This window comes from Telmatospirillum sp. J64-1 (genome assembly GCF_006980715.1).
GTDB lineage: Bacteria > Pseudomonadota > Alphaproteobacteria > Rhodospirillales > Magnetospirillaceae > Oleiliquidispirillum > Oleiliquidispirillum nitrogeniifigens.
The window spans coordinates 24,073-44,742 of sequence record NZ_SBHN01000018.1 but is presented as its reverse complement, the minus strand read 5'-3'; the positions used below and the strand labels follow the sequence as shown (position 1 = coordinate 44,742).

The window sequence follows — 20,670 nt, the reverse complement described above, 5'->3', positions numbered from 1 at the left end:
CGTTTGGCGGGCTGTTTCCTCATGTTATAACCGATGTAAGACCGTGGAGGGTGCCGATGTACAAGCTCAAGCTGACCGCCGTTGGCAATTCCTCGGGAGTCATCCTGCCCAAGGATGTGCTGGCCAAGCTCAAGGTCGAGAAGGGCGATGTCGTTTATCTGACGGAAACGCCGGACGGATTCCGCATCACTCCTTATGATCCGGCCTTCGAAACGCAGATGGACGAAGCGCGCAGGATCATGAAGAAGCGCCGTGCCGCGTTGCGGGAACTGGCGAAGTGACGGATTGGGTGTGGGCGGAGCTTGCGGTCGTCCTCGCCCTGCATGAAGAGCATCTGGCCGAGCATGGCGGAAAGGCGGGCGTGCGGGATGAGGGGCTGCTGATTTCGGCCCTAGCCCGTCCGGCCAATCGTGCCGCTTATGATGGAGAGGCGGATATCGCCGCCCTGGCGGCTGCTTACGCCTATGGCATTGCGCGCAATCATCCCTTTTTCGATGGAAACAAGCGCACGGCCTTGGTGGTCGCGGAATTGTTCCTGGCGCTCAACGGCCATGAACTGACCGCTTCCGATGCCGAATGCGTGACGATGTTCCTCGCCCTGGCTGCGGGCGAAGTCGAGGAAGAGGCGCTGGCCGAGTGGATGCGCGCCGCGATTGCGGCGGTCTGATCGCCGGGGCGGTGCCTTATCCTTGACTCTCCGTGTTCAGGGGCGTAGAAGGGCAGCCTTCATCGGCAGAAGTTTTGCCGTTGCCCTCCGAGGAGGCCGTCAGTCTGCGAGTTTCGCACGCTGGCGCCGTTTTTGTTTGGCTGAATGAGTTCGGGTCGCAAAGGACAGGCATGTTCGAGAGTTTGAGCAACAGGCTGGGGACGGTTTTCGACCGGTTGCGGGGGCGCGGCGCGCTTTCGGAATCGGACGTCGCCGAAGCCATGCGCGAAGTGCGCATCGCCCTGCTCGAAGCCGACGTCGCCTTGCCGGTGGTCAAGGAATTCGTCAACAAGGTCAAGGAGCGGGCGGTCGGCCAGGAAGTGATCAAGTCGGTCACGCCGGGCCAGATGGTCGTCAAGATCGTCCATGACACGCTGGTCGAGACCCTGGGCACGGACGGTTCCGAACTCAACCTGAATGCCGCCCCGCCCGCCGTGGTGCTGATGGTCGGCCTGCAGGGCTCGGGCAAGACCACGACCTCGGGCAAGATCGCCCTGCGTCTGAAGACCCGCGAGAAGAAGCGGGTCCTGCTGGCCTCGCTCGACGTCTATCGTCCGGCCGCCCAGCAGCAATTGGAAATTCTCGCCAAGCAGGCGGATGTGGGCTCGCTGCCCATCGTCATGGGCCAGATGCCCGTGGACATCGCCAAGCGGGCCCTGGACGTCGGCCGCAAGGAAGGCTACGACGTCGTCATCCTCGATACCGCGGGTCGCCTGCATATCGACCAGGAGCTGATGGACGAGGTCGCCCGCGTGCGCGACGTCGCCAAGCCGGTCGAGACGCTGCTGGTGGTCGACGCCATGACCGGCCAGGATGCCGTGACCCTGGCCCGCGAATTCAATGAAAAGGTGGGGATCACCGGCTCGGTCCTGACCCGTATCGACGGCGATGCGCGCGGTGGCGCGGCCCTGTCGATGCGTCAGGTCACCGGCAAGCCCATCAAGTTCCTGGGCGAGGGCGAGAAGCTCGACGCGCTGGAGGTCTTCCACCCCGACCGCATCGCCGGCCGCATCCTGGGCATGGGCGACGTGGTCAGCCTGGTCGAGCGCGCCGCCGAGCATATCGACAAGGAAGAGGCCGAGAAACTCGCCGCCAAGGTCACCAAGGGCAAGTTCGACCTGGAAGACATGGCCGCGCAGTTCCGCCAGATCCGCAAGATGGGCGATATCAAGGGCATCATGGGAATGCTGCCCGGTATCGGCAAGTTCAAGCAGCAGATCGAGAACGCCAATATCGACAATTCGATGGTCGCCCGCCAGGAAGCGATCATCCTGTCGATGACGCCCAAGGAACGCCGCAATCCCGACCTCATCAAGGCTTCGCGCAAGCGCCGCATCGCGGCCGGCGCCGGAGTCACCGTGCAAGAGGTCAACCGCCTTCTCAAGCAGCACCAGCAGATGGCCGACATGATGAAAAAGGTCGGCAAGATGGGCAAGAAGGGCCTGATGCGTCATGGCATCCAGGGCCTTCTGCCGCCCAAGGGCCTGGGCTGAGAAACCGTTACACATTGGACCAAGACTTAAGGAACCGCGAAGTATGGCCCTGAAGATCCGTCTCGCCCGTGGCGGCGCTAAGAAGCGTCCCTTCTATCGTATCGTGCTCGCCGATGCGCGCAGCCCGCGCGATGGCAAATTCCTCGAGAAGCTGGGCACCTACAACCCGATGCTGCCGCGTGAGAACGAGAACCGCATCACCCTGCAGAGCGAGCGCGTCAGCCATTGGCTGAAGATGGGCGCCCAGCCGACCGACCGCGTCGCCAAGTTCCTGGCCGAAGCCGGTCTGATGGCCGCGCGTCCGCGTTCCGAGCAGACCAAGAAGCCGGTGCCGAAGGCCAAGGCCCAGGAGCGTCTGAAGGAAGCCCAGAAGGCCGCCGAAGCTGCCGCCGCCGCCGCTGCTGAAGGCGCCGCCGAATAAGCATGGCTGCTCAATCGCGTCCTGAAACCGTCTGCGTCGGCGTTATCGTCGGAGCCCAGGGTGTAAGGGGCGCGGTGCGGGTCAAGAGCTTCACCGCCGATCCGCTCGACGTGGCCGCCTATGGGCCGGTCAGCGACGAGCAGGGTAAGCGGAGCTTTCGGCTCAAGGTGGTCGGCGAGGCCAAGGGCGTGGTCATCTGCACCATTGCCGGGGTCACCGACCGCGATGCCGCCGAAGCGCTGAAAGGCGTGACGCTGCATGTGGACCGGGCCTCCCTGCCCGAGCCCGAGGAAGACGAGTTCTATCACGCCGACCTGATCGGGTTGGCGGCGGAACTCTCCGACGGCAGCCCGTTCGGGCGGGTCAGGGGGATATACGATTTCGGCGCGGGCGACGTGATCGAGATCGGCCGGAACGACGGAACCGTGATCATGCTGCCTTTCACCAAGGCGGTGGTTCCGATGGTGGACGTCAAGGCGGGCCGCCTGGTGGTCGAGCCTCCGCCCGAGGTGGAGGCGAAGCCGGAAGGCGGGGCCGAAGAGGCGGGGGAAGAAGAGGGCGAAGATGGACGATAGGCCGCAACCGGCCTGGACGGCCACCTTGCTGACGATCTTCCCCGAGATGTTTCCGGGGCCGTTGGGCCTGTCCCTGGCGGGGCGGGCCTTGGCCGAAGGGAAATGGGCGTTGGAAACGGTGGACATTCGCGATTACGCAAGCGATAAACACCGTTCCGTAGACGATACCCCCTTTGGCGGCGGGCCCGGCATGGTGATGCGGCCGGATGTGCTGGATGCGGCGATACGCGCCAAGCGGGGTTCGGGTCCGTTGATCTATATGACGCCGCGAGGCCGGGTTCTGACCCAGCAGCGCGTGCGCGAGTTGGCGGAAGAGCCGGGGGTGACGATCCTCTGCGGCCGTTTCGAAGGGGTCGACCAGCGTCTGCTGGAGGCCCATGCGGTCGAAGAGGTGAGCATCGGCGATTTCGTCCTGTCCGGCGGCGAACCGGCGGCGATGATCCTGATGGATGCCGTGGTGCGCCTCCTGCCCGGAGTGATGGGCAAGGAGGAATCGCTGTCGGAGGAAAGTTTCGAGCGGGGATTGCTTGAATATCCCCATTATACCCGTCCGGCCGAATGGCAGGGACGGGCGGTGCCCGAGGTTCTGCTTTCGGGCCACCACGAGAAGATCAGGGCTTGGCGCTTGCGTCAGGCCGAAGAGGTGACGCGGCAGCGCAGACCGGACCTATGGGGACGGTATGTGTCGGCCAGATCAGGCAATATGGCCCCAGGCGACGTGACCGGCGGGCCGGCGAAGAAAGCCAGGACGGCAAACGAGGATTGAGCGATGAACATCATCAAGCAGCTCGAGCAGGAGCAGATCGAGAAGTTGACCGCCGAGCGCGGCGTTCCGGATTTCAAGCCGGGCGACACCCTGAAGGTCAGCGTCAAGGTGGTGGAAGGCCAGCGCGAGCGTCTGCAGGCCTATGAGGGCGTCTGCATCGCCCGCAGGAACGATGGCCTGAACTCCTCGTTCACTGTCCGCAAGATTTCCTACGGCGAGGGCGTCGAGCGCGTCTTCCCGCTGTACTCCCCGAACGTGGCGACCATCGAAGTGGTTCGCCGTGGCGATGTCCGCCGCGCCAAGCTCTACTACCTGCGTGAGCGCCGCGGCAAGTCGGCCCGTATCGCCGAGCAGACCACCGGCTACTCCGCCAAGGTCGCCCAGGCCGAGCGCGAAGCCGCTGCCGCCGAAAAGGCTGGCAACAAGGCCTAAGCTCGCCAGAGGGCTGACAAAGCCTCTTTTCCCTCGTCATTCCCGCGAAAGCGGGAATCCATGGGCCCCCGCTTTCGCGGGGGTGACGAATGGGAAAGGTTTTTGTCGGCGGCTTGCAAGGTCTTCAGGCTGTGCCTGTCGAATCGGGCGGGATCGGGAAGCCGGTCCCGCCCGATCTTTTTTCCGGCATCAATTTCATTCACCATCCGCGTTAGATTTTATCGCGCGCGGGCCGGTCCGCGACTCTTTCATTTCGTGATGGGAGGGGGTAGATTCCGCAACCTTACGGCATAAGGAATCCCGCCCCGCGACCGGAGCCTCACATGGCGCCTTCCGTTCCGGAGCCGACGAGTCTGGAGTAGCTTAGGACATGGCAAAGCCCCGCACCCTGTTCGACAAGATCTGGGACAGTCACTTGGTTGACGTACAAGATGACGGCACTTGCCTCATCTATATCGACCGTCACCTGATCCACGAGGTCACCTCGCCGCAGGCCTTCGAAGGGCTGCGCTCTTCCGGCCGCAAGGTCCGCCGGCCCGAGCTGACCCTGGCTGTCGCCGACCATAACGTACCGACCACCGACCGTTCCGTCGGCATCGCCGACGAGGAAAGCCGCGTCCAGGTCGAGACGCTGGAGAAGAACACGGCCGATTTCGGCGTCGAATATCTGGCGATGGACGACATCCGCCAGGGCGTGGTGCATATCGTCGGTCCCGAACAGGGCTTCACCCTGCCGGGCACCACCATCGTCTGCGGTGACTCCCACACCTCGACCCATGGCGCCTTCGGTGCCCTGGCCTTCGGCATCGGCACCTCCGAGGTCGAGCATGTGCTGGCGACCCAGACCCTGGTGCAGAAGCCGGCCAAGAACATGCGCATCACCGTCAAGGGCAAGCTGCCGGTGGGCTGCACGGCCAAGGACATCGCCCTGGCCATCATCGGCAAGATCGGCACCGCCGGCGGCACCGGCTATGTCGTCGAATATGCCGGTGAAGCCATCCGCAGCCTGTCGATGGAAGGCCGCATGACGGTCTGCAACATGACCATCGAAGCCGGTGCCCGCGCCGGTCTGATCGCGCCCGACGAAACCACCTTCGAATATCTGAAGGGCCGTCCGCGCGCGCCGAAGGGCGCCGCCTGGGAAGCCGCCGTCAGCTACTGGAAGACCCTGCATACCGACGAAGGCGCCGTGTTCGACGCCGAGATCGAGATCGACGCCGCTTCGCTGGTGCCGCAGGTGACCTGGGGCACCAGCCCCGAGAACGTGCTGCCCATCACCGGCACCGTGCCCAACCCGGACGAGATCGCCGATGAAGGCCGCCGCCGCGCCGTGCAGCGTGCCCTCGACTATATGGGCCTGACGGCGGGGATGAAGCTGGAAGACGTCAAGGTCGACACCGTCTTCATCGGCTCCTGCACCAATGGCCGCATCGAGGATCTGCGCGCCGCCGCCGAGGTGCTGAAGGGCCGCAAGGTCGCCGAGGGCATGCGCGTGCTGGTGGTTCCGGGCTCGGGCCTGGTCAAGGAACAGGCCGAGGCCGAAGGCCTGGACGAGGTCTTCCGCGAGGCCGGTGCCGAATGGCGCGAACCCGGCTGCTCGATGTGCCTGGCCATGAATGCCGACCGTCTGCAACCCGGCGAGCGTTGCGCGTCGACCTCGAACCGTAATTTCGAAGGCCGTCAGGGCCGTGGCGGCCGCACCCATCTGGTCAGCCCGGCCATGGCCGCCGCCGCCGCCATCACCGGTTATCTGACCGACGTGCGCAAGATCTGAACCGAGGGACTGCGACCATGGAAAAGTTCAACAAGCTGACCGGGGTGGCTGCTCCGCTGCCGATCATCAATGTCGACACCGACATGATCATCCCCAAGCAGTTCCTGAAGACCATCAAGCGCACGGGGCTGGGCAAGAACCTGTTCGACGAGATGCGCTATGACGACAAGGGCAACGAGGTGCCCGATTTCGTCCTGAACAAGCCGGCCTATCGCAATGCCAAGATCCTGGTGGCGGGCGACAATTTCGGCTGCGGCTCGTCGCGCGAACATGCCCCCTGGGCGATCCTGGATTTCGGCATCCGCTGCGTCATCGCGCCCAGCTTCGCCGACATCTTCTACAACAACTGCTTCAAGAACGGCATCCTGCCCATCAAGCTGCCACAGGACGTGGTGGACCAGTTGATGAAGGATGCCGAGAACGGCGCCAACGCCACCATGACCATCGACCTGGAAAAGCAGGAAATCACCCGTCCCGACGGCGGCGTGGTTGCCTTCGAGGTCGATCCGTTCCGCAAGCATTGCCTGCTCAACGGCCTGGACGATATCGGCCTGACGCTGCAGAAGGCTTCGTCCATCGAAGAGTATGAAACGCGCCTGCGTACGTCTCAGCCCTGGCTTGCGGCCTGATGGGGTGGCCGTCCTTCGAGACGGCCCCTTCGGGGCCTTCTCGGGACGAGGATTAAATAAATGACGGAATAGCCTCACCCCTTCAGGCGCGCGAAGCGCGTCTCGAAGAGTGGGGCGGTCCAAGGACTTTCAGGGGGATCGTAAAGTAAATGGCTACCAATAAGCTTCTGTTCCTGCCCGGCGACGGTATCGGCCCCGAAGTGATGGCGCAGGTGATGCGCATCATCGAATGGATGGCGAAGAAGCGCGGCATCAATTTCGACGTGACCAGCGGCCTGGTCGGCGGCGCCTCCATCGACGCCCATGGCGTGCCCCTGACCGACGAGACCCTGGCTGCGGCCATGGAAGCCGATGCGGTGCTGCTGGGTGCCGTCGGCGGCCCGAAATGGGACAACCTGCCCTTCGACGTGAAGCCCGAGCGCGGCCTGCTCGGCCTGCGCAAGGAAATGGGCCTGTTCGCCAATCTGCGCCCCGCCGTGGTCTTCGACGCCCTGGCCGATGCCTCGACCCTGAAGCATGAAGTCGTGGCCGGTCTCGACATCATGATCGTCCGCGAACTGACCGGCGGCATCTATTTCGGCCAGCCGCGCGGCATCGACACGCTGCCCGACGGCACCCGCAAGGGCTACAACACCCTGGTCTACACCTCGCCGGAAGTGCAGCGCATCGCCAAGGTCGCCTTCGACCTGGCCATGAAGCGCAACAAGCGCGTCTGCTCGGTGGACAAGGCCAATGTGCTGGAATCGACCATCCTGTGGCGTGAAGAGGTCGAGAAGGTCCACAAGGAATATCCCGGCGTGGAACTGTCCCACATGTATGTGGACAACGCCTCGATGCAGTTGGTGCGCAATCCCAAGCAGTTCGACGTGATGGTGACCACCAACATGTTCGGCGACATCCTGTCCGACTGCGCCGCCATGCTGACCGGCTCGCTGGGCATGCTGCCCTCGGCCTCGCTGGGGGCTGCCGACGACAAGGGCAAGCGCCGTGCCATGTACGAGCCGGTCCACGGCTCGGCCCCGGACATCGCCGGCAAGGACCTCGCCAACCCGCTGGCGACGATCCTCAGCTTCGCTATGATGCTGCGCTATTCCTTCAACCTGGACCAGGATGCCGATCTGGTGGAAAAGGCCGTCGAGAACGTTCTCAACGGCGGCCTGCGCACCGGCGACATCATGCAGCCGGGCAAGGCCAAGGTTTCGACCACCGTCATGGGCGAAGCCGTGGTCCGCGAACTGGACAAGCTGGTCTGATTTTTTAATGCGGGGAAGGGCTTTCGGGCCTTTCCCCTTGCCTTTTTCGGCGCGTTATTGTAACACTTCGCCTCCACGGAGAAGGCAGAATGACCGCTTGCGCAGTCCGCATTGATGTTCTGACCACCGCGACCCCCAAGGGCGCGGCTTTTTCCGTTCGCACCACCAAAACCGGCACCACCACCACCGCTTGAGCGGGCCGGTTCGTCACGACTATACGAAAAGGCCCGCAGACGCGACTGCGGGCCTTTTCGTATGAGGCGGCACGCGGTTAGGGCCCGAGAGAGGCCAGAGAGGAGTAAACATGGGTTACAAGGTTGCAGTCATCGGCGCCACGGGCAATGTGGGCCGCGAGATGATGGAAACGCTGTATGAGCGCGATTTTCCCGTCGATGAGGTGATTCCGCTGGCGTCCGAGCGTTCCGCCGGCCGCGAAGTGTCCTTCGGCGACAAGGTGCTCAAGGTCCGCGACCTCGCCACCTTCGACTTCAAGGGCGTCGATATCGCGCTGTCTTCGCCGGGTGCCAAGGTTTCCGCCGTCCACAGCCCCCGCGCCGCCGCGGCCGGTTGCGTGGTCATCGACAACACCTCGCATTTCCGCATGGAGCCCAACGTGCCGCTGGTGGTGCCGGAAGTGAACCCGGAAGCCATCGCCGGCTACACCAAGTCGGGCATCATCGCCAACCCTAATTGCTCGACCATCCAGATGGTGGTGGCGCTGAAGCCGCTGCACCGCCTGGCCAAGATCAAGCGAGTCGTGGTCTCGACCTACCAGTCCGTCTCGGGCGCCGGCAAGGAAGCCATGGACGAGCTGTTCAACCAGACCCGCGCCATCTATGTGAACGACCCGGTCCGGCCGGAACGCTTCACCAAGCAGATCGCCTTCAACTGCATTCCGCATATCGACGTCTTCATGGATGACGGCTCGACCAAGGAAGAGTGGAAGATGGCCGTCGAGACCCGCAAGATCCTCGATCCGGATATCGCCGTCCACGCCACCGCCGTGCGCGTGCCGGTCTTCATCGGCCATGCCGAGGCCATCAATATCGAGTTCGAGAACCCGATCTCGGAGGACGATGCGCGGGAAGCCCTGCGCCGCGCGCCGGGCGTGTCGGTCGTCGACCATCGCGCCGATGGCGGTTATGTCACGCCGCAGGAATGCGTCGGCGAGGACAACGTCTTCGTCAGCCGCATTCGCAAGGACCCGACCCAGCCCAACACGCTGAGCCTGTGGTGCGTGGCCGACAACCTGCGCAAGGGCGCGGCCCTGAACACCGTGCAGATCGCCGAGGTGCTGGCCGAGAAGTATCTGAAGAAGTAAGCGCTTCTTCCTGTTTCAGGCAGGCAAAAGGCCCGTGCGAAAGCGCGGGCCTTTATGTTTGCGCTGCTGACATGAATCCTCTTCTTCCCGGCATGCTGGTCCGCGTCATTTGATCGGCTGGACGGTCTGGCCTCTTGTCGGCTCGCCGTTTTCGATCGCTTCGCCATCGGCGAGATAGGACAAGAACTGGGCGGGCAGTCCTTCGCCATGGCCGAGGCTGGGGCTCGTCTGAAGGTGGAAGTGCAGATGTGGTTCGGAGGTATTGCCGCTGTTACCGCAGCGTCCGACTTCCGTGCCTGTGGTGACCTGGTCTCCTTCCGCCACCGTCACGCTTCCCTGTCGCAGATGAGCGAGGAAACCGTATTCCCCGTTGCCGAAATCGATAACGACATGGTTTCCGGCCGGATTCGAGGGATCGCTCTTGCCGATCGGCTGGTCCGGCAGATGGCCGACCGCTCGCACGATGACGCCTTCTGCGGGGGCGAGGATCGGCCGGTCCCAGCAATAGTAGTTTTCCAGTATCGCCGGATCGCCCGAATGGCTTTGACCGTGCTGCATGACCAGAAGGTCGAGGGCGAATCGCTGGCCGGCATCGATAGCGTGATGATTGTCCTCGACCCTGCGTCCGCCCCAGTAGACATACCATGCGCCGTCAAATGGCAGGCGAAGCGCGGTCTTGGTCTCATAGTCGAGATAGGGGCTATCTGCGGTCTTTGGCTGCGGCCGCACCCAAAGGCCTGCGACCTGTCCGTCGGGATCGAGCGCTACGGTAATCTGGAGCGGCGTGGCAGACCCCGTCCAGCGCGCGGTGCGCTCGTAGACGTCGTAGGGGCCATCGCGGAGCATCCGTTCCGATAGGACTTCGCTTTCGGAGCCAAAGTCGCGGCGCATGTCCGCCTGGACGGCCGCAAGGGCGTCGGCCGTGCCAAGGGCGCTCTTCATCTCGGGTGACATCTCGGCCCAAACCGCATCGGTTTCGCCGGCAAGAAAGGCTTCGGCGATGTCTTTTCCCCGGGACAAGGATTCTGCTCCCGCCGCCGCAGAGAGTATTCCGAAAGCGAGTGCTGCCGCGATTCCTGGCCAGCGTCCCATTCTGCTCTCTTTCCTTCTTGTGCCGCTTCCCCATTAATTTCCGCTTTCCGCCGCAGGAAACAGAATGGGCTTTAGAGGGGGCACGGCACCAGCAGGCATCGCTATCCCTGCGCCATTTCCTTCAGGCGCGACTGATAGAAGGCATGGCCCAGTTCGATATTCTTGGCGATGCGTTCGGCCACCGCCTGGATGTCCCAGGCCAGGGAATCGATGAACAATTCTTCCGTCGTCTCGCGGAACAGGGCGAGCCAGCGGGTGATGTTGTCGGGGCTGATCTGGGGGATCTGGATATGGGCGCTCATGACGCTGCCCTTGTAGCGCCCGCGCGCCAGGATCACCGAATGCCAGAAATCGTACATGGTGCTCAGATGCGGCCCCCAATCCGTGATCCGCTCGTTGAAGATGGGGCCGAGCACGCTGTCGGCGCGGACCTTCTCGTAGAAGCGGTCCACCATGGTGCACAGGGATTCTTCGGTGATCTCTTCGTAACGCATGGCCGCACTCCCCCTCCGTTGTTCGCTCCGCTAAACTGCCAAAAGAGGCTGTTGAGATACAACTTTAAAAGAGCAGGCTGACCAGCAGGACAAGGCCGAACAAGCCCAGGCCCAGGGCGGAATAATGGTTCAGCTTGGTTAGCCAGCGTTCGGAGAAGCGGTTGCGCAGGGCGGTGACGCTGAAGCTGAGGGCCATCCACCACAGGGTCGAGCCCAGGAATACGCCCAGGACCAGCAGCCAGGCTTCGCCCGGTCCGCTCACGCCCACCCCGCCCAGAGCGGCGAAGATCCCGAGGAAGGCCAGGATGGTGCCGGGATTGGTCAGGGTGATGACCAGCGTGGCGAAGAAATCCTTGACCAGACCGGCGCCCGAAAGAGGGGTGTCGGACAGGGCGCAGGGGGTGAACCATGTGCGCACGCCCAGGCCCAGCAGGAAGAGCCCGCCGACCAGGCACAGGGAGCGTTCCCATTCCATCAGCCAGTCGGAGATGAAGCTCAGGCCGAAGGCGGCGACGGCGCCATAGAAGGTATCGGCCACGGCCGCCCCCAGTCCGGCGACGAAGGCGGCGAAGCGGCCATCCGCCAAGGCGCGGCGGATGCACAGAATTCCTACCGGCCCGACGGGAGCGGCTATGGCGAGACCGATCAGCATGCCGGTCGGAAGCGTTAGAAAGCCCATGGACGGGGAATGAGTCCGGAACAGGAAATGACAGGTTGTTTTTTTAATCGCGATTCGGCGGCAGGTTAATCTCATTCTGCGCCTCTCCTGCATTAATTCCGAAGGATGCCGGGGGGGCAGGTGAGGCGGCGGCGTATCGGGGTTCTTTCTTCCCTCGTTTGGCCTATCCCAAGTGGTAAGAAAATTCCCTTATGACGCGGCTATCCTTTCTGAATGTTGCGCTGCAACTTGCCAGGAGGGCCTTCGGGCTGTTACTGTCCCGCAGCTTCTGATTTAGCAAGGGAAGTCCAAGATGGCGAATATCGCGCGACCCCGCCGCAGCGTCCTCTATATGCCCGGCTCGAACCCCCGCGCCCTGGAGAAAGCCAAGACCCTGGCCGCCGACGGCCTGATCTTCGACCTGGAAGATGCCGTCGCTCCGGACTCCAAGCCCGAAGCCCGCCGCCAGGTCCGCGAGGCGCTGGCCGGGGGCGGCTATGGCCGCCGCGAGATCCTGGTGCGGGTCAACGGCCTCGGCACGCCCTGGGGCTATGACGACATCGTGGCCGCCGCCACTTCGGGCGCCCATGGCCTGCTGCTGCCCAAGGTCGAGAGCGCCGACATGATCCGCCAGGCCGAGGCCATCCTGGATGCCGCCGGAGCGCCGGGCGACATGGCCATCTGGGCAATGATGGAAACGCCGCGCGGCATCCTGCGGGCCGAGGAAATCGCCCTGGCCTCGCCGCGCATGGGTGGCTTCGTCATGGGCACCTCGGACCTTGCCAAGGAATTGCATTGCGCGCATACGCGCGACCGCCTGCCGATGATCACCAGCCTGGGGATGTGCCTGCTGGCCGCCCGGGCCCATGGGCTGGCGGCCATCGACGGCGTGCATCTGGACCTGTCGGATGACGAAGGCTTCGAATATTCCTGCCGCCAGGGCCTGGAACTGGGCTTCGACGGCAAGACCCTGATCCATCCCAAGACCATCGACAAGGCCAACGAGGTCTTCTCACCCAGCGAGAAGGAGATCGAATGGTCGCGCAGGATCATCGCCGCCCATGCCGAGGCCAGAGCCCAAGGCCAGGGCGTGGTCGTGGTGGACGGCAAGCTGATCGAGAACCTGCATGTCGAGAATGCCCGCCGCCTGGTGGCCCTGGCCGAGCAGATCGAGGACATGCGCAAGGATCTGGCCTCGGCTTGATTGCAGGATTGCGGGGAGGGGGCTGTGGCCCGCCCATCCTTCGAGACGGCTGCTTTGCAGCCTCCTCAGGATGAGGCTATTTCAGCGGCGTCAGACCTCATCCTGAGGAGCCCCGGAGGGGCGTCTCGAAGGATGGGCAAGCGCGCCGCTTTCCTTCCCTTCCTGCCTTGGTTTCCATTCCCCAAGGACGTCGCTCATGACCAAGACCAATTCCGGGAATTTCTTCGAGGATTTCCGACTCGGCCAGGAAATCCGCCATGCCACGCCGCGCACCGTGACGACGGGCGACGTGGCGCTCTATACCGCCCTTTACGGCAGCCGTTTCGCCTTCTCCTCCTCCGACGAATTCGCCCGCTCGCTGGGGCTGGGGAGGGCGCCGGTGGACGACCTGCTGGCCTTCCACATCGTCTTCGGCAAGACCGTGCCGGATGTGTCGCTGAATGCCGTGGCCAATCTCGGCTATGCCGATTGCCGCTTCGGCGCGCCGGTCTATCCCGGCGATACCCTGCGCTCGGTGTCCAAGGTCATCGGCCTGAAGGAAAATTCCAACGGCAAGACCGGCGTGGTCTATGTCCGCTCGACCGGCACCAACCAGCGGGGTGAGACGGTGCTGGACTATGCGCGCTGGGTGATGGTGCGCAAGCGTGACGAAAGCGCCCCGGCCCCCGAGGCCGTCATCCCCGATTTGCCCAAGGCCGTCCCGGCCGGGCGGCTGGAGATCCCCGCCGGGCTGACGCTGGAGGGCTATGACGCCGAACTGGCGGGTTCGCCCCATTTCTGGGACGATTACCAGGAGGGCGAGGCCATCGACCATGTGGACGGCATGACCATCGAGGAAGCCGAGCACATGATGGCGACGCGCCTCTACCAGAACACCGCCAAGGTCCATTTCAACCAATACACCGAGGGGCAGGGCCGCTTCGGCCGCCGCCTGGTCTATGGCGGCCACATCATCAGCCTCGCCCGCGCCCTGTCCTTCAACGGCCTGGGCAATGCCTTCAAGATCCTTGCCATCAACGGCGGCCGCCACGTCAATCCGTCCTTCGCCGGCGACACCATCCATGCCTGGACCAAGGTGGTGGAGAAGATCGAGATTCCCGGCCGCAGGGACATGGGCGCCCTGCGCCTGCAACTGGTCGCCACCAAGGACCGCCCCTGCGCCGATCACCCGCTGAAGGATGCGGCCGGGGAATACGACAAGGCGGTGGTGCTGGACCTGGATTACACCGTCCTTCTGCCCCGCCGGGGTTGAAAATTTTCCTTCCGTTCCCACGCGGACGGCATGTTACAAAACAAACATATGGGCCGCTTGGCCGCCGGAGATCAGGGCTTCCCAAGCGGCCCTATTTCTTAGGGCAGTAAAAAAACCGCCAGAACGGGTAGTGTCCGAACGTTGACACTGCCTGTCCGAGGGGATAAACCATCCGCCATCGCCGAAAAGGTCCCGAACGGACAGTTGCAAGGGGCGTTCTGCCATGACACCGCGAAACAGGCCACTTTCTCCGCATTTGCAAATCTACAAGCTGCCGCTGCTGGCAATCATGTCGATCACCCACCGCGCCACCGGCGTGGCGCTGGCGGTCGGCACGCTGCTGCTGGCCTGGTGGCTCGGTGCCGCCGCCTACGGGCCGGACGCCTATGACACCGTGACATCCTTCATCGGCTCGCCCATCGGCTACATCCTGATGTTCGGCTGGTCCGTCGCGCTGTTCTACCATCTGTGCAACGGTATCCGTCACCTGCTGTGGGATGCCGGCTGGGGGTATGAGATTCCGCAGGCCTATCTGTCGGGCAAGGTGGTCCTGGTCGCCACCGCCGTCCTGACCGTGCTGGCCTGGATCATCGGCCTGGCGGCCTGAGAAGGGGGAGAGTAGAGAATGAGGAGCCTCCGTACTCCGCTCGGCCGCGTGCGCGGCCTGGGTTCTGCCAAGGAAGGCGTCGGCCATTGGTGGGGGCAGCGTCTCAGCGGACTGGCCCTGGTGCCGCTGACGCTGTGGTTCGTGATTTCGGTCATCGGCCTGATCGGCGCGGATTACGCGACCTTCAGCGCCTGGCTCGGCACGCCCGGCAACGCCACCATGATGCTGCTGCTGGTCTTCGTCGTCTTCTACCACGCCCAGCTCGGCCTGCAGGTGGTGATCGAGGACTATGTGCATAACGAAGGCGCCAAGATGGCTAGCCTGATCGCGATCAAGTTCGCGACCGTCGCCCTGGGCGTTTTCTGCGCCGTCTCCATCCTCAAGCTTGTCGCCTTCGGAGGCTGATCTGACCATGGCTTCGTACCAGATCATCGACCATACCTATGACGTGGTCGTCGTCGGTGCCGGCGGCGCCGGCCTGCGCGCCACGCTCGGCATGGGCGCCGCGGGCCTGAAGACCGCCTGCATCACCAAGGTCTTCCCGACCCGTTCCCACACCGTCGCCGCCCAGGGCGGCATCGGCGCCTCGCTCGGCAACATGGCCGAGGACAACTGGCGCTGGCACATGTACGACACCGTCAAGGGGTCGGACTGGCTGGGCGACCAGGACGCCATCGAATATATGTGCCGCGAGGCCGTTCCGGCGGTCTACGAGCTGGAGCATTTCGGCGTTCCCTTCTCGCGCACCGAGGACGGCCGCATCTATCAGCGCCCCTTCGGCGGCCACATGTCCAATTTCGGCGAAAAGCCGGTGCAGCGCGCCTGCGCCGCCGCCGACCGTACCGGCCATGCCATCCTGCACACGTTGTATCAGCAGTGCCTGAAGCATAACGCCGAGTTCCTGGTCGAATATTTCGCCATCGACCTGATCATGGATCAGGACGGCGCCTGCCGCGGCGTCGTCGCCTGGAACCTGGACGACGGCACGCTGCACCGCTTCCGGGCCCATCAGGTGGTGCTGGCGACCGGTGGCTACGGCCGCGCCTATTTCTCCTGCACCTCGGCCCATACCTGCACCGGCGACGGCCAGGGCATGGTGGCCCGCGCGGGCCTGCCGCTGCAGGACATGGAATTCGTGCAGTTCCATCCCACCGGCATCTACGGCTCGGGCTGCCTGATCACCGAAGGCGCACGCGGCGAAGGCGGCTACCTGACCAACAGCAACGGCGACCGCTTCATGGAGCGTTATGCTCCGACCGCCAAGGACCTGGCCTCGCGCGATGTCGTCTCGCGCGCCATGACCATGGAAATCCGCGAGGGCCGTGGCGTCGGCAAGCAGAACGACCATATCTATCTGCATCTGGAACATCTGGGCGCCGAGACGCTGAACCTGCGTCTGCCCGGCATTTCCGAGACGGCCAAGATCTTCGCCGGCGTGGATGTGACCAAGGAGCCGATCCCGGTCCTGCCGACCGTCCACTACAACATGGGCGGCATCCCCACCAACTATCACGGCGAAGTGCTGCGTCCGACCAAGGACGACCCGGAAGCCATCGTCCCCGGCCTGATGGCCATCGGCGAGGCGGCCTGCGTGTCCGTCCACGGCGCCAACCGCCTGGGCACCAACTCGCTGCTCGACATCGTGGTCTTCGGCCGCGCCGCCGGCCTGCGTGCCGCCGAGCTGATCAAGCCCGGCATGACCCACAAGCCGCTGCCGAAGGATGCCGGCGATTACGCCATCGCCCGCTTCGACCGTCTGCGCAATGCCAATGGCTCGGAAACCACCGCCGCCATCCGCGACCGCATGCAGCGCACCATGCAGAACGACGCCGCCGTGTTCCGTACCCAGGAATCGCTGGCCCAGGGCTGCAACAACATCGACCAGGTCCGCGGCATGCTGCCGTCGATCAAGATCACCGACCGTTCGCTGATCTGGAACTCGGATCTCGTCGAGGCGCTGGAGCTGGAAAACCTGATGGCCTGCGCCCAGGCGACCCTGCATTCGGCGGAAGCCCGCAAGGAAAGCCGTGGCGCCCATGCCCGCGAAGACTTCCAGGACCGCGACGACGTCAACTGGATGAAGCACTCGCTGGCCTGGGTGGACGATCAGGGCAAGGTCACGCTGGACTACCGTCCGGTGCATACTTGGACCCTGACCGACGAAATCGATTACATCGAGCCGAAGGCGCGCGTCTACTGACGCGCGTCAACCTCTTGCAGACTAGAGGAACCGATCATGGCTGAATTCGCTCTGCCCGCCAATTCCCGGGTCCAGCAGGGCAAGACCCACAAGGCGCCCGCCGGCGCCAAGAATGTGCGCGTCTTCAAGATCTACCGCTACGACCCCGATACCGGGGCCAATCCGCGCCTGGACACCTACGAGATCGATCTCGACGATTGCGGCCCGATGGTTCTGGACGCGCTGATCAAGATCAAGAACGAGATCGACTCGACGCTGACCTTCCGCCGCTCCTGCCGTGAAGGCATCTGCGGCTCCTGCGCGATGAACATCGACGGCACCAATACCCTGGCCTGCCTGAAGCCCATCGAGGACGTGAAGGAAGACGTCAAGATCTACCCGCTGCCGCATATGCCGGTGGTCAAGGACCTGGTTCCCGACCTGACCGTGCCCTATGCCCAGCTGGCCTCGATCAAGCCCTACATGCAGACCCAGACCCCGCCGCCGCCGGACCGCGAGCGGCTGCAGAGCCCGGAAGAGCGCGCCAAGCTCGACGGCCTGTGGGAATGCATCCTGTGCTTCTGCTGCCAGACCAGCTGCCCCAGCTATTGGTGGAACGGCGACCGTTATCTCGGCCCGGCCATCCTGCTGCAGGCGGCCCGCTGGATCCACGATTCGCGCGACGAGAATACCGGCGAGCGCCTGGATGCGCTGGAAGATCCCTTCCGCCTCTATCGCTGCCACACCATCATGAATTGCACCAAGACTTGCCCCAAGGGTCTCAACCCCGCCAAGGCGATCGGGTCGATCAAGGAAAAGATGATCGAGCGCCGCTAAGGCGTCTGCAGGATGGTCAAGCCTTCAAGGGCCGCCGGATTTTCCGGCGGCCCTTTTTCTTGGGCGTTGGATCATGCTTCGAGGCGGCCCAGTGGGTCAGTCCCTTATGGCGCCACGCATTCGTAATGGGAGCGGCTGGGGGCGCTGATGCGGCATTGCAGGTTTTCCTGGCTGCGGAAGACGGCGGTCTTGCCCAGCTTGGCGCAGCCTTCCTCGGCGGCTTCATCGATGGCGGCGCGTTCGGCGTCGGAGGTATGGCAGACGGCCAGGGCCGAGTCATGGCGGATGACGGGGAAGGGCGTTTCGACGAAGGGCGCTTCGGCGCAGCCGGTGACCAGCAAGGCGAGGAGCGGGGCGGAGAGGAGAAGGCGCATGGGGATGTCCGGCTGGAGAGAACGAACGGCCATTATCCGTCAAGGCGGGCTTGGACGGAAGACACCCTTGGCGGGACGGCCGCGAGTGGGTAAGCTCGCGCCACCATGACCAATGGACCCCTTTCCGCCTATCGCGCGAAGCTGGCTGCCGGCGACCTGAAGCCCGACACGGCGCAGGCCCTGGCCGCCGAGAAATTGCAGAGCCTGCACAACGCTCTCGCCCATTACCGCCCATCCCAGGGGGAAAGTGGCTGGCTGGCCCGGTTCGGCATCTCGCTGGGCCGCCGCCGCGAGGAACCGCCACCGCCGCCCGGCCTCTACATCTTCGGGGAGGTGGGGCGCGGCAAGTCCATGCTGATGGACCTGTTCTTCGCCACGGCGGAAATTCCCGGCAAGCGCCGGGTCCATTTCCACGAATTCATGCGCGACGTCCATGCCGAGCTGCATGCCTGGCGCCAGGCCAACAAGGGCAGCAACGGCGATCCCATTCCGCGCCTGGCGCGCAGCATCGCCGAGGAAGCCTGGCTGCTGTGCTTCGACGAATTGCAGGTCCACGACATCGCCGATGCCATGATCCTGGGGCGGCTGTTCCAATGCCTGTTCGACAACGGCGTGGTGATGGTCGCGACCTCCAACCGCGCGCCGGACGACCTCTACAAGGACGGCTTGCAGCGCGACCGCTTCCTGCCCTTCATCAGCCTGATCAAGTCCAAGATGGACATCCTGGAGCTGGACAGCGAGCGCGATTACCGGCTGGGGCGCAAGCGGGGCCTGCGGGTCTATCACACGCCGCTGGACACGGCGGCGCAGGCTGCGCTGGACGAGGCCTTCCTGCGGCTGTCGGGCGGCCGCACGGGCCAGCGCGAGAGCATTGCCGTGCAGGGCCGCAGCCTGGAGGTTCCCGTGGCCGCCGACGGGGTGGCGCGCTTCACCTTCGAAGAACTCTGCGCCCGGCCGCTGGGAGCGGCCGATTACCTGGCGCTGGCGACCCATTACCACACGATCCTGATCTCGAACATTCCGGAACTGGGACCGGCGAATCGCGACCAGGCCAAGCGCTTCGTCAACCTGATCGATGCCCTTTACGAGCACAAGGTGACGCTGATCTGCTCGGCCGCCGCGCCGCCCGAAAAGCTCTATCCGCGCGGCGACGGGGCGTTCGAGTTCCAGCGCACCGTATCGCGCCTGATGGAGATGCAGTCGGAGGATTATGTCGGGAGCGAGCATCTGACCTGATCCTCCGCCAAGGAGGGAGGCTATGTCGGAAGGGGGGAGCCGCGGCTCCGCCCCTTTCCCGTATTGGGGGGACGGACGGGGAACGGCTCCCCCCTCTGCCTTCTGGACAGGCTCGGTTATGCCCGCTTCCCCAACGGGTAGGTAAAAAACCACCCCGGGTAGGTAATTATCCCGACTCCCCAACGGCTTAGCGCTCTCCGCCCTCCGTGAATCCGCCAAGTGGCGGGGAAATAAATGAATTTTTCCTTCGGCTCGGGGGCTGAAAAAGTGCGTCGGGGGCTTGCCCTGGAGCGAGAATCGCGTTACCAAAGCCCCCCATCGGTAATGCTGCGCGATGGCGTAGCCCACCCGTTCGACAAGACTCAACCCGATCGAGGGACCACACCTATGGCACGCAAAAAGATCGCTCTCGTTGGCGCTGGCAACATCGGCGGCACATTGGCGCATCTCATCGGCTTGAAGGAACTGGGCGACGTCGTCCTGTTCGACATCGCCGAGGGTATTCCCCAGGGCAAGGGACTGGACATCGCTGAATCCACCCCGGTCGAGGGTGTGGACGCCCGTTACAGCGGCGCCAACGACTACTCGGCGATCAAGGATGCCGACGTGGTCATCGTCACCGCCGGCGTGCCGCGCAAGCCGGGCATGAGCCGCGACGACCTGGTCGGCATCAACCTCAAGGTCATGGAAGCGGTCGGCAAGGGCATCAAGGAAAACTGCCCCGGCGCCTTCGTCATCTGCATTACCAACCCGCTGGACGTGATGGTCTGGGCGCTGCAGCAGTATTCCGGCGTGCCGGCGAACATGATCTGCGGCATGGCCGGTGTGCTCGACAGCGCCCGCTTCCGCCATTTCCTGGCCGAGGAATTCAACGTTTCGGTCGAAGACGTCACCGCCTTCGTGCTGGGCGGCCATGGCGACACCATGGTCCCGCTGGTCCGCTACTCCACCGTCGCCGGCATCCCGCTGCCCGACCTGGTGAAGATGGGTTGGACCACCCAGGAAAAGCTCGACAAGATCGTGCAGCGTACCCGTGACGGCGGCGCCGAGATTGTCAACCTGCTCAAGACCGGTTCGGCCTTCTACGCCCCGGCCGCCTCGGCCGTCGCCATGGCCGAAAGCTTCCTGAAGGACAAGAAGCGCGTTCTGCCCTGCGCCGTGGAAGTCAAGGCCGGCAAGTACGGCCAGAAGGACGACATCTTCGTCGGCGTGCCCGTCGTGATCGGCGAGAAGGGCATCGAGCGCGTGGTCGAGATCGAACTCGACGCGGCCGAGCAGGAAGCCTTCAACAAGTCTGCCGATGCCGTCCGTGGCCTGATCCAGGTCGCCCGCGGCATCATGGGCCAGTAATCTCCAGGGGGAGCATC

The 20,670-nt window shown here is 64.1% G+C and carries 23 protein-coding genes; 19 read left to right on the top strand and 4 right to left on the bottom strand.

Translation table 11 applies throughout. The features are described from left to right. Window positions 1-56 precede the first annotated feature (56 nt). The 11 genes from EPD66_RS16615 (at window position 57) to EPD66_RS16565 (ending at window position 9,370) form a co-directional block, all read left to right on the top strand. Complete coding sequence (locus EPD66_RS16615; protein ID WP_142849627.1) at window positions 57-281, top strand: AbrB/MazE/SpoVT family DNA-binding domain-containing protein; 225 nt, start codon at window positions 57-59, stop codon at window positions 279-281. After that, window positions 278-667, top strand: a complete 390-nt coding sequence (locus tag EPD66_RS16610; protein ID WP_142849626.1) for a type II toxin-antitoxin system death-on-curing family toxin — start codon at window positions 278-280, stop codon at window positions 665-667. The genes EPD66_RS16615 and EPD66_RS16610 overlap by 4 nt, the downstream gene beginning before the upstream one ends. Before the next feature lie 170 nt (window positions 668-837). Then, window positions 838-2,199: a signal recognition particle protein gene (gene ffh / locus EPD66_RS16605; RefSeq protein WP_142849625.1), complete on the top strand. Its 1,362-nt coding sequence runs from the start codon at window positions 838-840 to the stop codon at window positions 2,197-2,199. Between the two features lie 43 nt (window positions 2,200-2,242). Further along, a complete protein-coding gene (gene rpsP / locus EPD66_RS16600; protein ID WP_142849624.1) occupies window positions 2,243-2,620 on the top strand; it encodes a 30S ribosomal protein S16 in 378 nt (125 codons plus the stop codon). A gap of 2 nt (window positions 2,621-2,622) precedes the next feature. After that, a complete protein-coding gene (rimM, locus tag EPD66_RS16595) occupies window positions 2,623-3,195 on the top strand; it encodes a ribosome maturation factor RimM (protein ID WP_142849623.1) in 573 nt (190 codons plus the stop codon). Continuing rightward, window positions 3,185-3,961 (top strand): tRNA (guanosine(37)-N1)-methyltransferase TrmD, encoded by a 777-nt coding sequence (gene trmD, locus EPD66_RS16590; protein ID WP_142849622.1) that lies wholly within the window; start codon window positions 3,185-3,187, stop codon window positions 3,959-3,961. The genes rimM and trmD overlap by 11 nt, the downstream gene beginning before the upstream one ends. 3 nt (window positions 3,962-3,964) lie before the next feature. Continuing rightward, a complete protein-coding gene (gene rplS / locus EPD66_RS16585; protein ID WP_142849621.1) occupies window positions 3,965-4,393 on the top strand; it encodes a 50S ribosomal protein L19 in 429 nt (142 codons plus the stop codon). Between the two features lie 370 nt (window positions 4,394-4,763). After that, window positions 4,764-6,167 carry a 3-isopropylmalate dehydratase large subunit gene (leuC, locus tag EPD66_RS16580; RefSeq protein ID WP_142849620.1) on the top strand — a complete coding sequence of 468 codons (1,404 nt, stop codon included), beginning with the start codon at window positions 4,764-4,766 and terminating at the stop codon, window positions 6,165-6,167. Between the two features lie 17 nt (window positions 6,168-6,184). Then, window positions 6,185-6,796 carry a 3-isopropylmalate dehydratase small subunit gene (leuD, locus tag EPD66_RS16575; RefSeq protein WP_142849619.1) on the top strand — a complete coding sequence of 204 codons (612 nt, stop codon included), beginning with the start codon at window positions 6,185-6,187 and terminating at the stop codon, window positions 6,794-6,796. Between the two features lie 149 nt (window positions 6,797-6,945). Next, complete coding sequence (leuB, locus tag EPD66_RS16570; protein WP_142849618.1) at window positions 6,946-8,049, top strand: 3-isopropylmalate dehydrogenase; 1,104 nt, start codon at window positions 6,946-6,948, stop codon at window positions 8,047-8,049. A 304-nt stretch (window positions 8,050-8,353) separates the two neighbouring features. Continuing rightward, window positions 8,354-9,370, top strand: coding sequence for an aspartate-semialdehyde dehydrogenase (locus EPD66_RS16565; protein WP_142849617.1), 1,017 nt, complete (start codon window positions 8,354-8,356; stop codon window positions 9,368-9,370). 105 nt (window positions 9,371-9,475) lie between these two features. Here the strand turns inward: EPD66_RS16565 and EPD66_RS16560 are convergent, their stop codons facing one another. From EPD66_RS16560 to EPD66_RS16550, 3 genes are all read right to left on the bottom strand, one after another. Further along, window positions 9,476-10,462, bottom strand: coding sequence for a M23 family metallopeptidase (locus EPD66_RS16560; protein ID WP_142849616.1), 987 nt, complete (start codon window positions 10,460-10,462; stop codon window positions 9,476-9,478). Between the two features lie 101 nt (window positions 10,463-10,563). Beyond that, window positions 10,564-10,956, bottom strand: coding sequence for a group III truncated hemoglobin (locus EPD66_RS16555; RefSeq protein ID WP_142849615.1), 393 nt, complete (start codon window positions 10,954-10,956; stop codon window positions 10,564-10,566). Between the two features lie 64 nt (window positions 10,957-11,020). Continuing rightward, window positions 11,021-11,635: a LysE family translocator gene (locus EPD66_RS16550; protein WP_142849614.1), complete on the bottom strand. Its 615-nt coding sequence runs from the start codon at window positions 11,633-11,635 to the stop codon at window positions 11,021-11,023. A 292-nt stretch (window positions 11,636-11,927) separates the two neighbouring features. On the opposite strand from EPD66_RS16550, the gene EPD66_RS16545 reads away from it, so the two are divergent. The 6 genes from EPD66_RS16545 (at window position 11,928) to EPD66_RS16520 (ending at window position 17,693) form a co-directional block, all read left to right on the top strand. After that, window positions 11,928-12,818, top strand: a complete 891-nt coding sequence (locus EPD66_RS16545) for a CoA ester lyase (protein WP_142849613.1) — start codon at window positions 11,928-11,930, stop codon at window positions 12,816-12,818. 196 nt (window positions 12,819-13,014) lie between these two features. Beyond that, the gene (locus EPD66_RS16540; RefSeq protein ID WP_142849612.1) at window positions 13,015-14,070 is read left to right on the top strand and encodes a MaoC family dehydratase; all 1,056 of its coding nucleotides are present in this window, start codon (window positions 13,015-13,017) and stop codon (window positions 14,068-14,070) included. Between the two features lie 223 nt (window positions 14,071-14,293). Beyond that, window positions 14,294-14,677 (top strand): succinate dehydrogenase, cytochrome b556 subunit, encoded by a 384-nt coding sequence (sdhC, locus tag EPD66_RS16535; protein WP_142849611.1) that lies wholly within the window; start codon window positions 14,294-14,296, stop codon window positions 14,675-14,677. An 18-nt stretch (window positions 14,678-14,695) separates the two neighbouring features. Continuing rightward, complete coding sequence (sdhD, locus tag EPD66_RS16530) at window positions 14,696-15,082, top strand: succinate dehydrogenase, hydrophobic membrane anchor protein (protein ID WP_142849610.1); 387 nt, start codon at window positions 14,696-14,698, stop codon at window positions 15,080-15,082. 7 nt (window positions 15,083-15,089) lie between these two features. After that, window positions 15,090-16,877, top strand: a complete 1,788-nt coding sequence (gene sdhA, locus EPD66_RS16525) for a succinate dehydrogenase flavoprotein subunit (protein WP_142849609.1) — start codon at window positions 15,090-15,092, stop codon at window positions 16,875-16,877. A gap of 36 nt (window positions 16,878-16,913) precedes the next feature. Beyond that, window positions 16,914-17,693, top strand: coding sequence for a succinate dehydrogenase iron-sulfur subunit (locus EPD66_RS16520; protein WP_142849608.1), 780 nt, complete (start codon window positions 16,914-16,916; stop codon window positions 17,691-17,693). 104 nt (window positions 17,694-17,797) lie between these two features. Here the strand turns inward: EPD66_RS16520 and EPD66_RS16515 are convergent, their stop codons facing one another. Beyond that, entirely contained in the window at window positions 17,798-18,067 is a 270-nt protein-coding gene (locus EPD66_RS16515) for a hypothetical protein (RefSeq protein WP_142849607.1), read from the bottom strand. A 105-nt stretch (window positions 18,068-18,172) separates the two neighbouring features. Here EPD66_RS16515 and zapE point away from each other — a divergent pair, with 105 nt between their 5' ends. Then, window positions 18,173-19,303: a cell division protein ZapE gene (gene zapE / locus EPD66_RS16510; RefSeq protein WP_142849606.1), complete on the top strand. Its 1,131-nt coding sequence runs from the start codon at window positions 18,173-18,175 to the stop codon at window positions 19,301-19,303. 387 nt (window positions 19,304-19,690) lie between these two features. Further along, entirely contained in the window at window positions 19,691-20,653 is a 963-nt protein-coding gene (gene mdh, locus EPD66_RS16505) for a malate dehydrogenase (protein ID WP_142849605.1), read from the top strand. The last annotated feature ends 17 nt before the right edge of the window (window positions 20,654-20,670 follow it).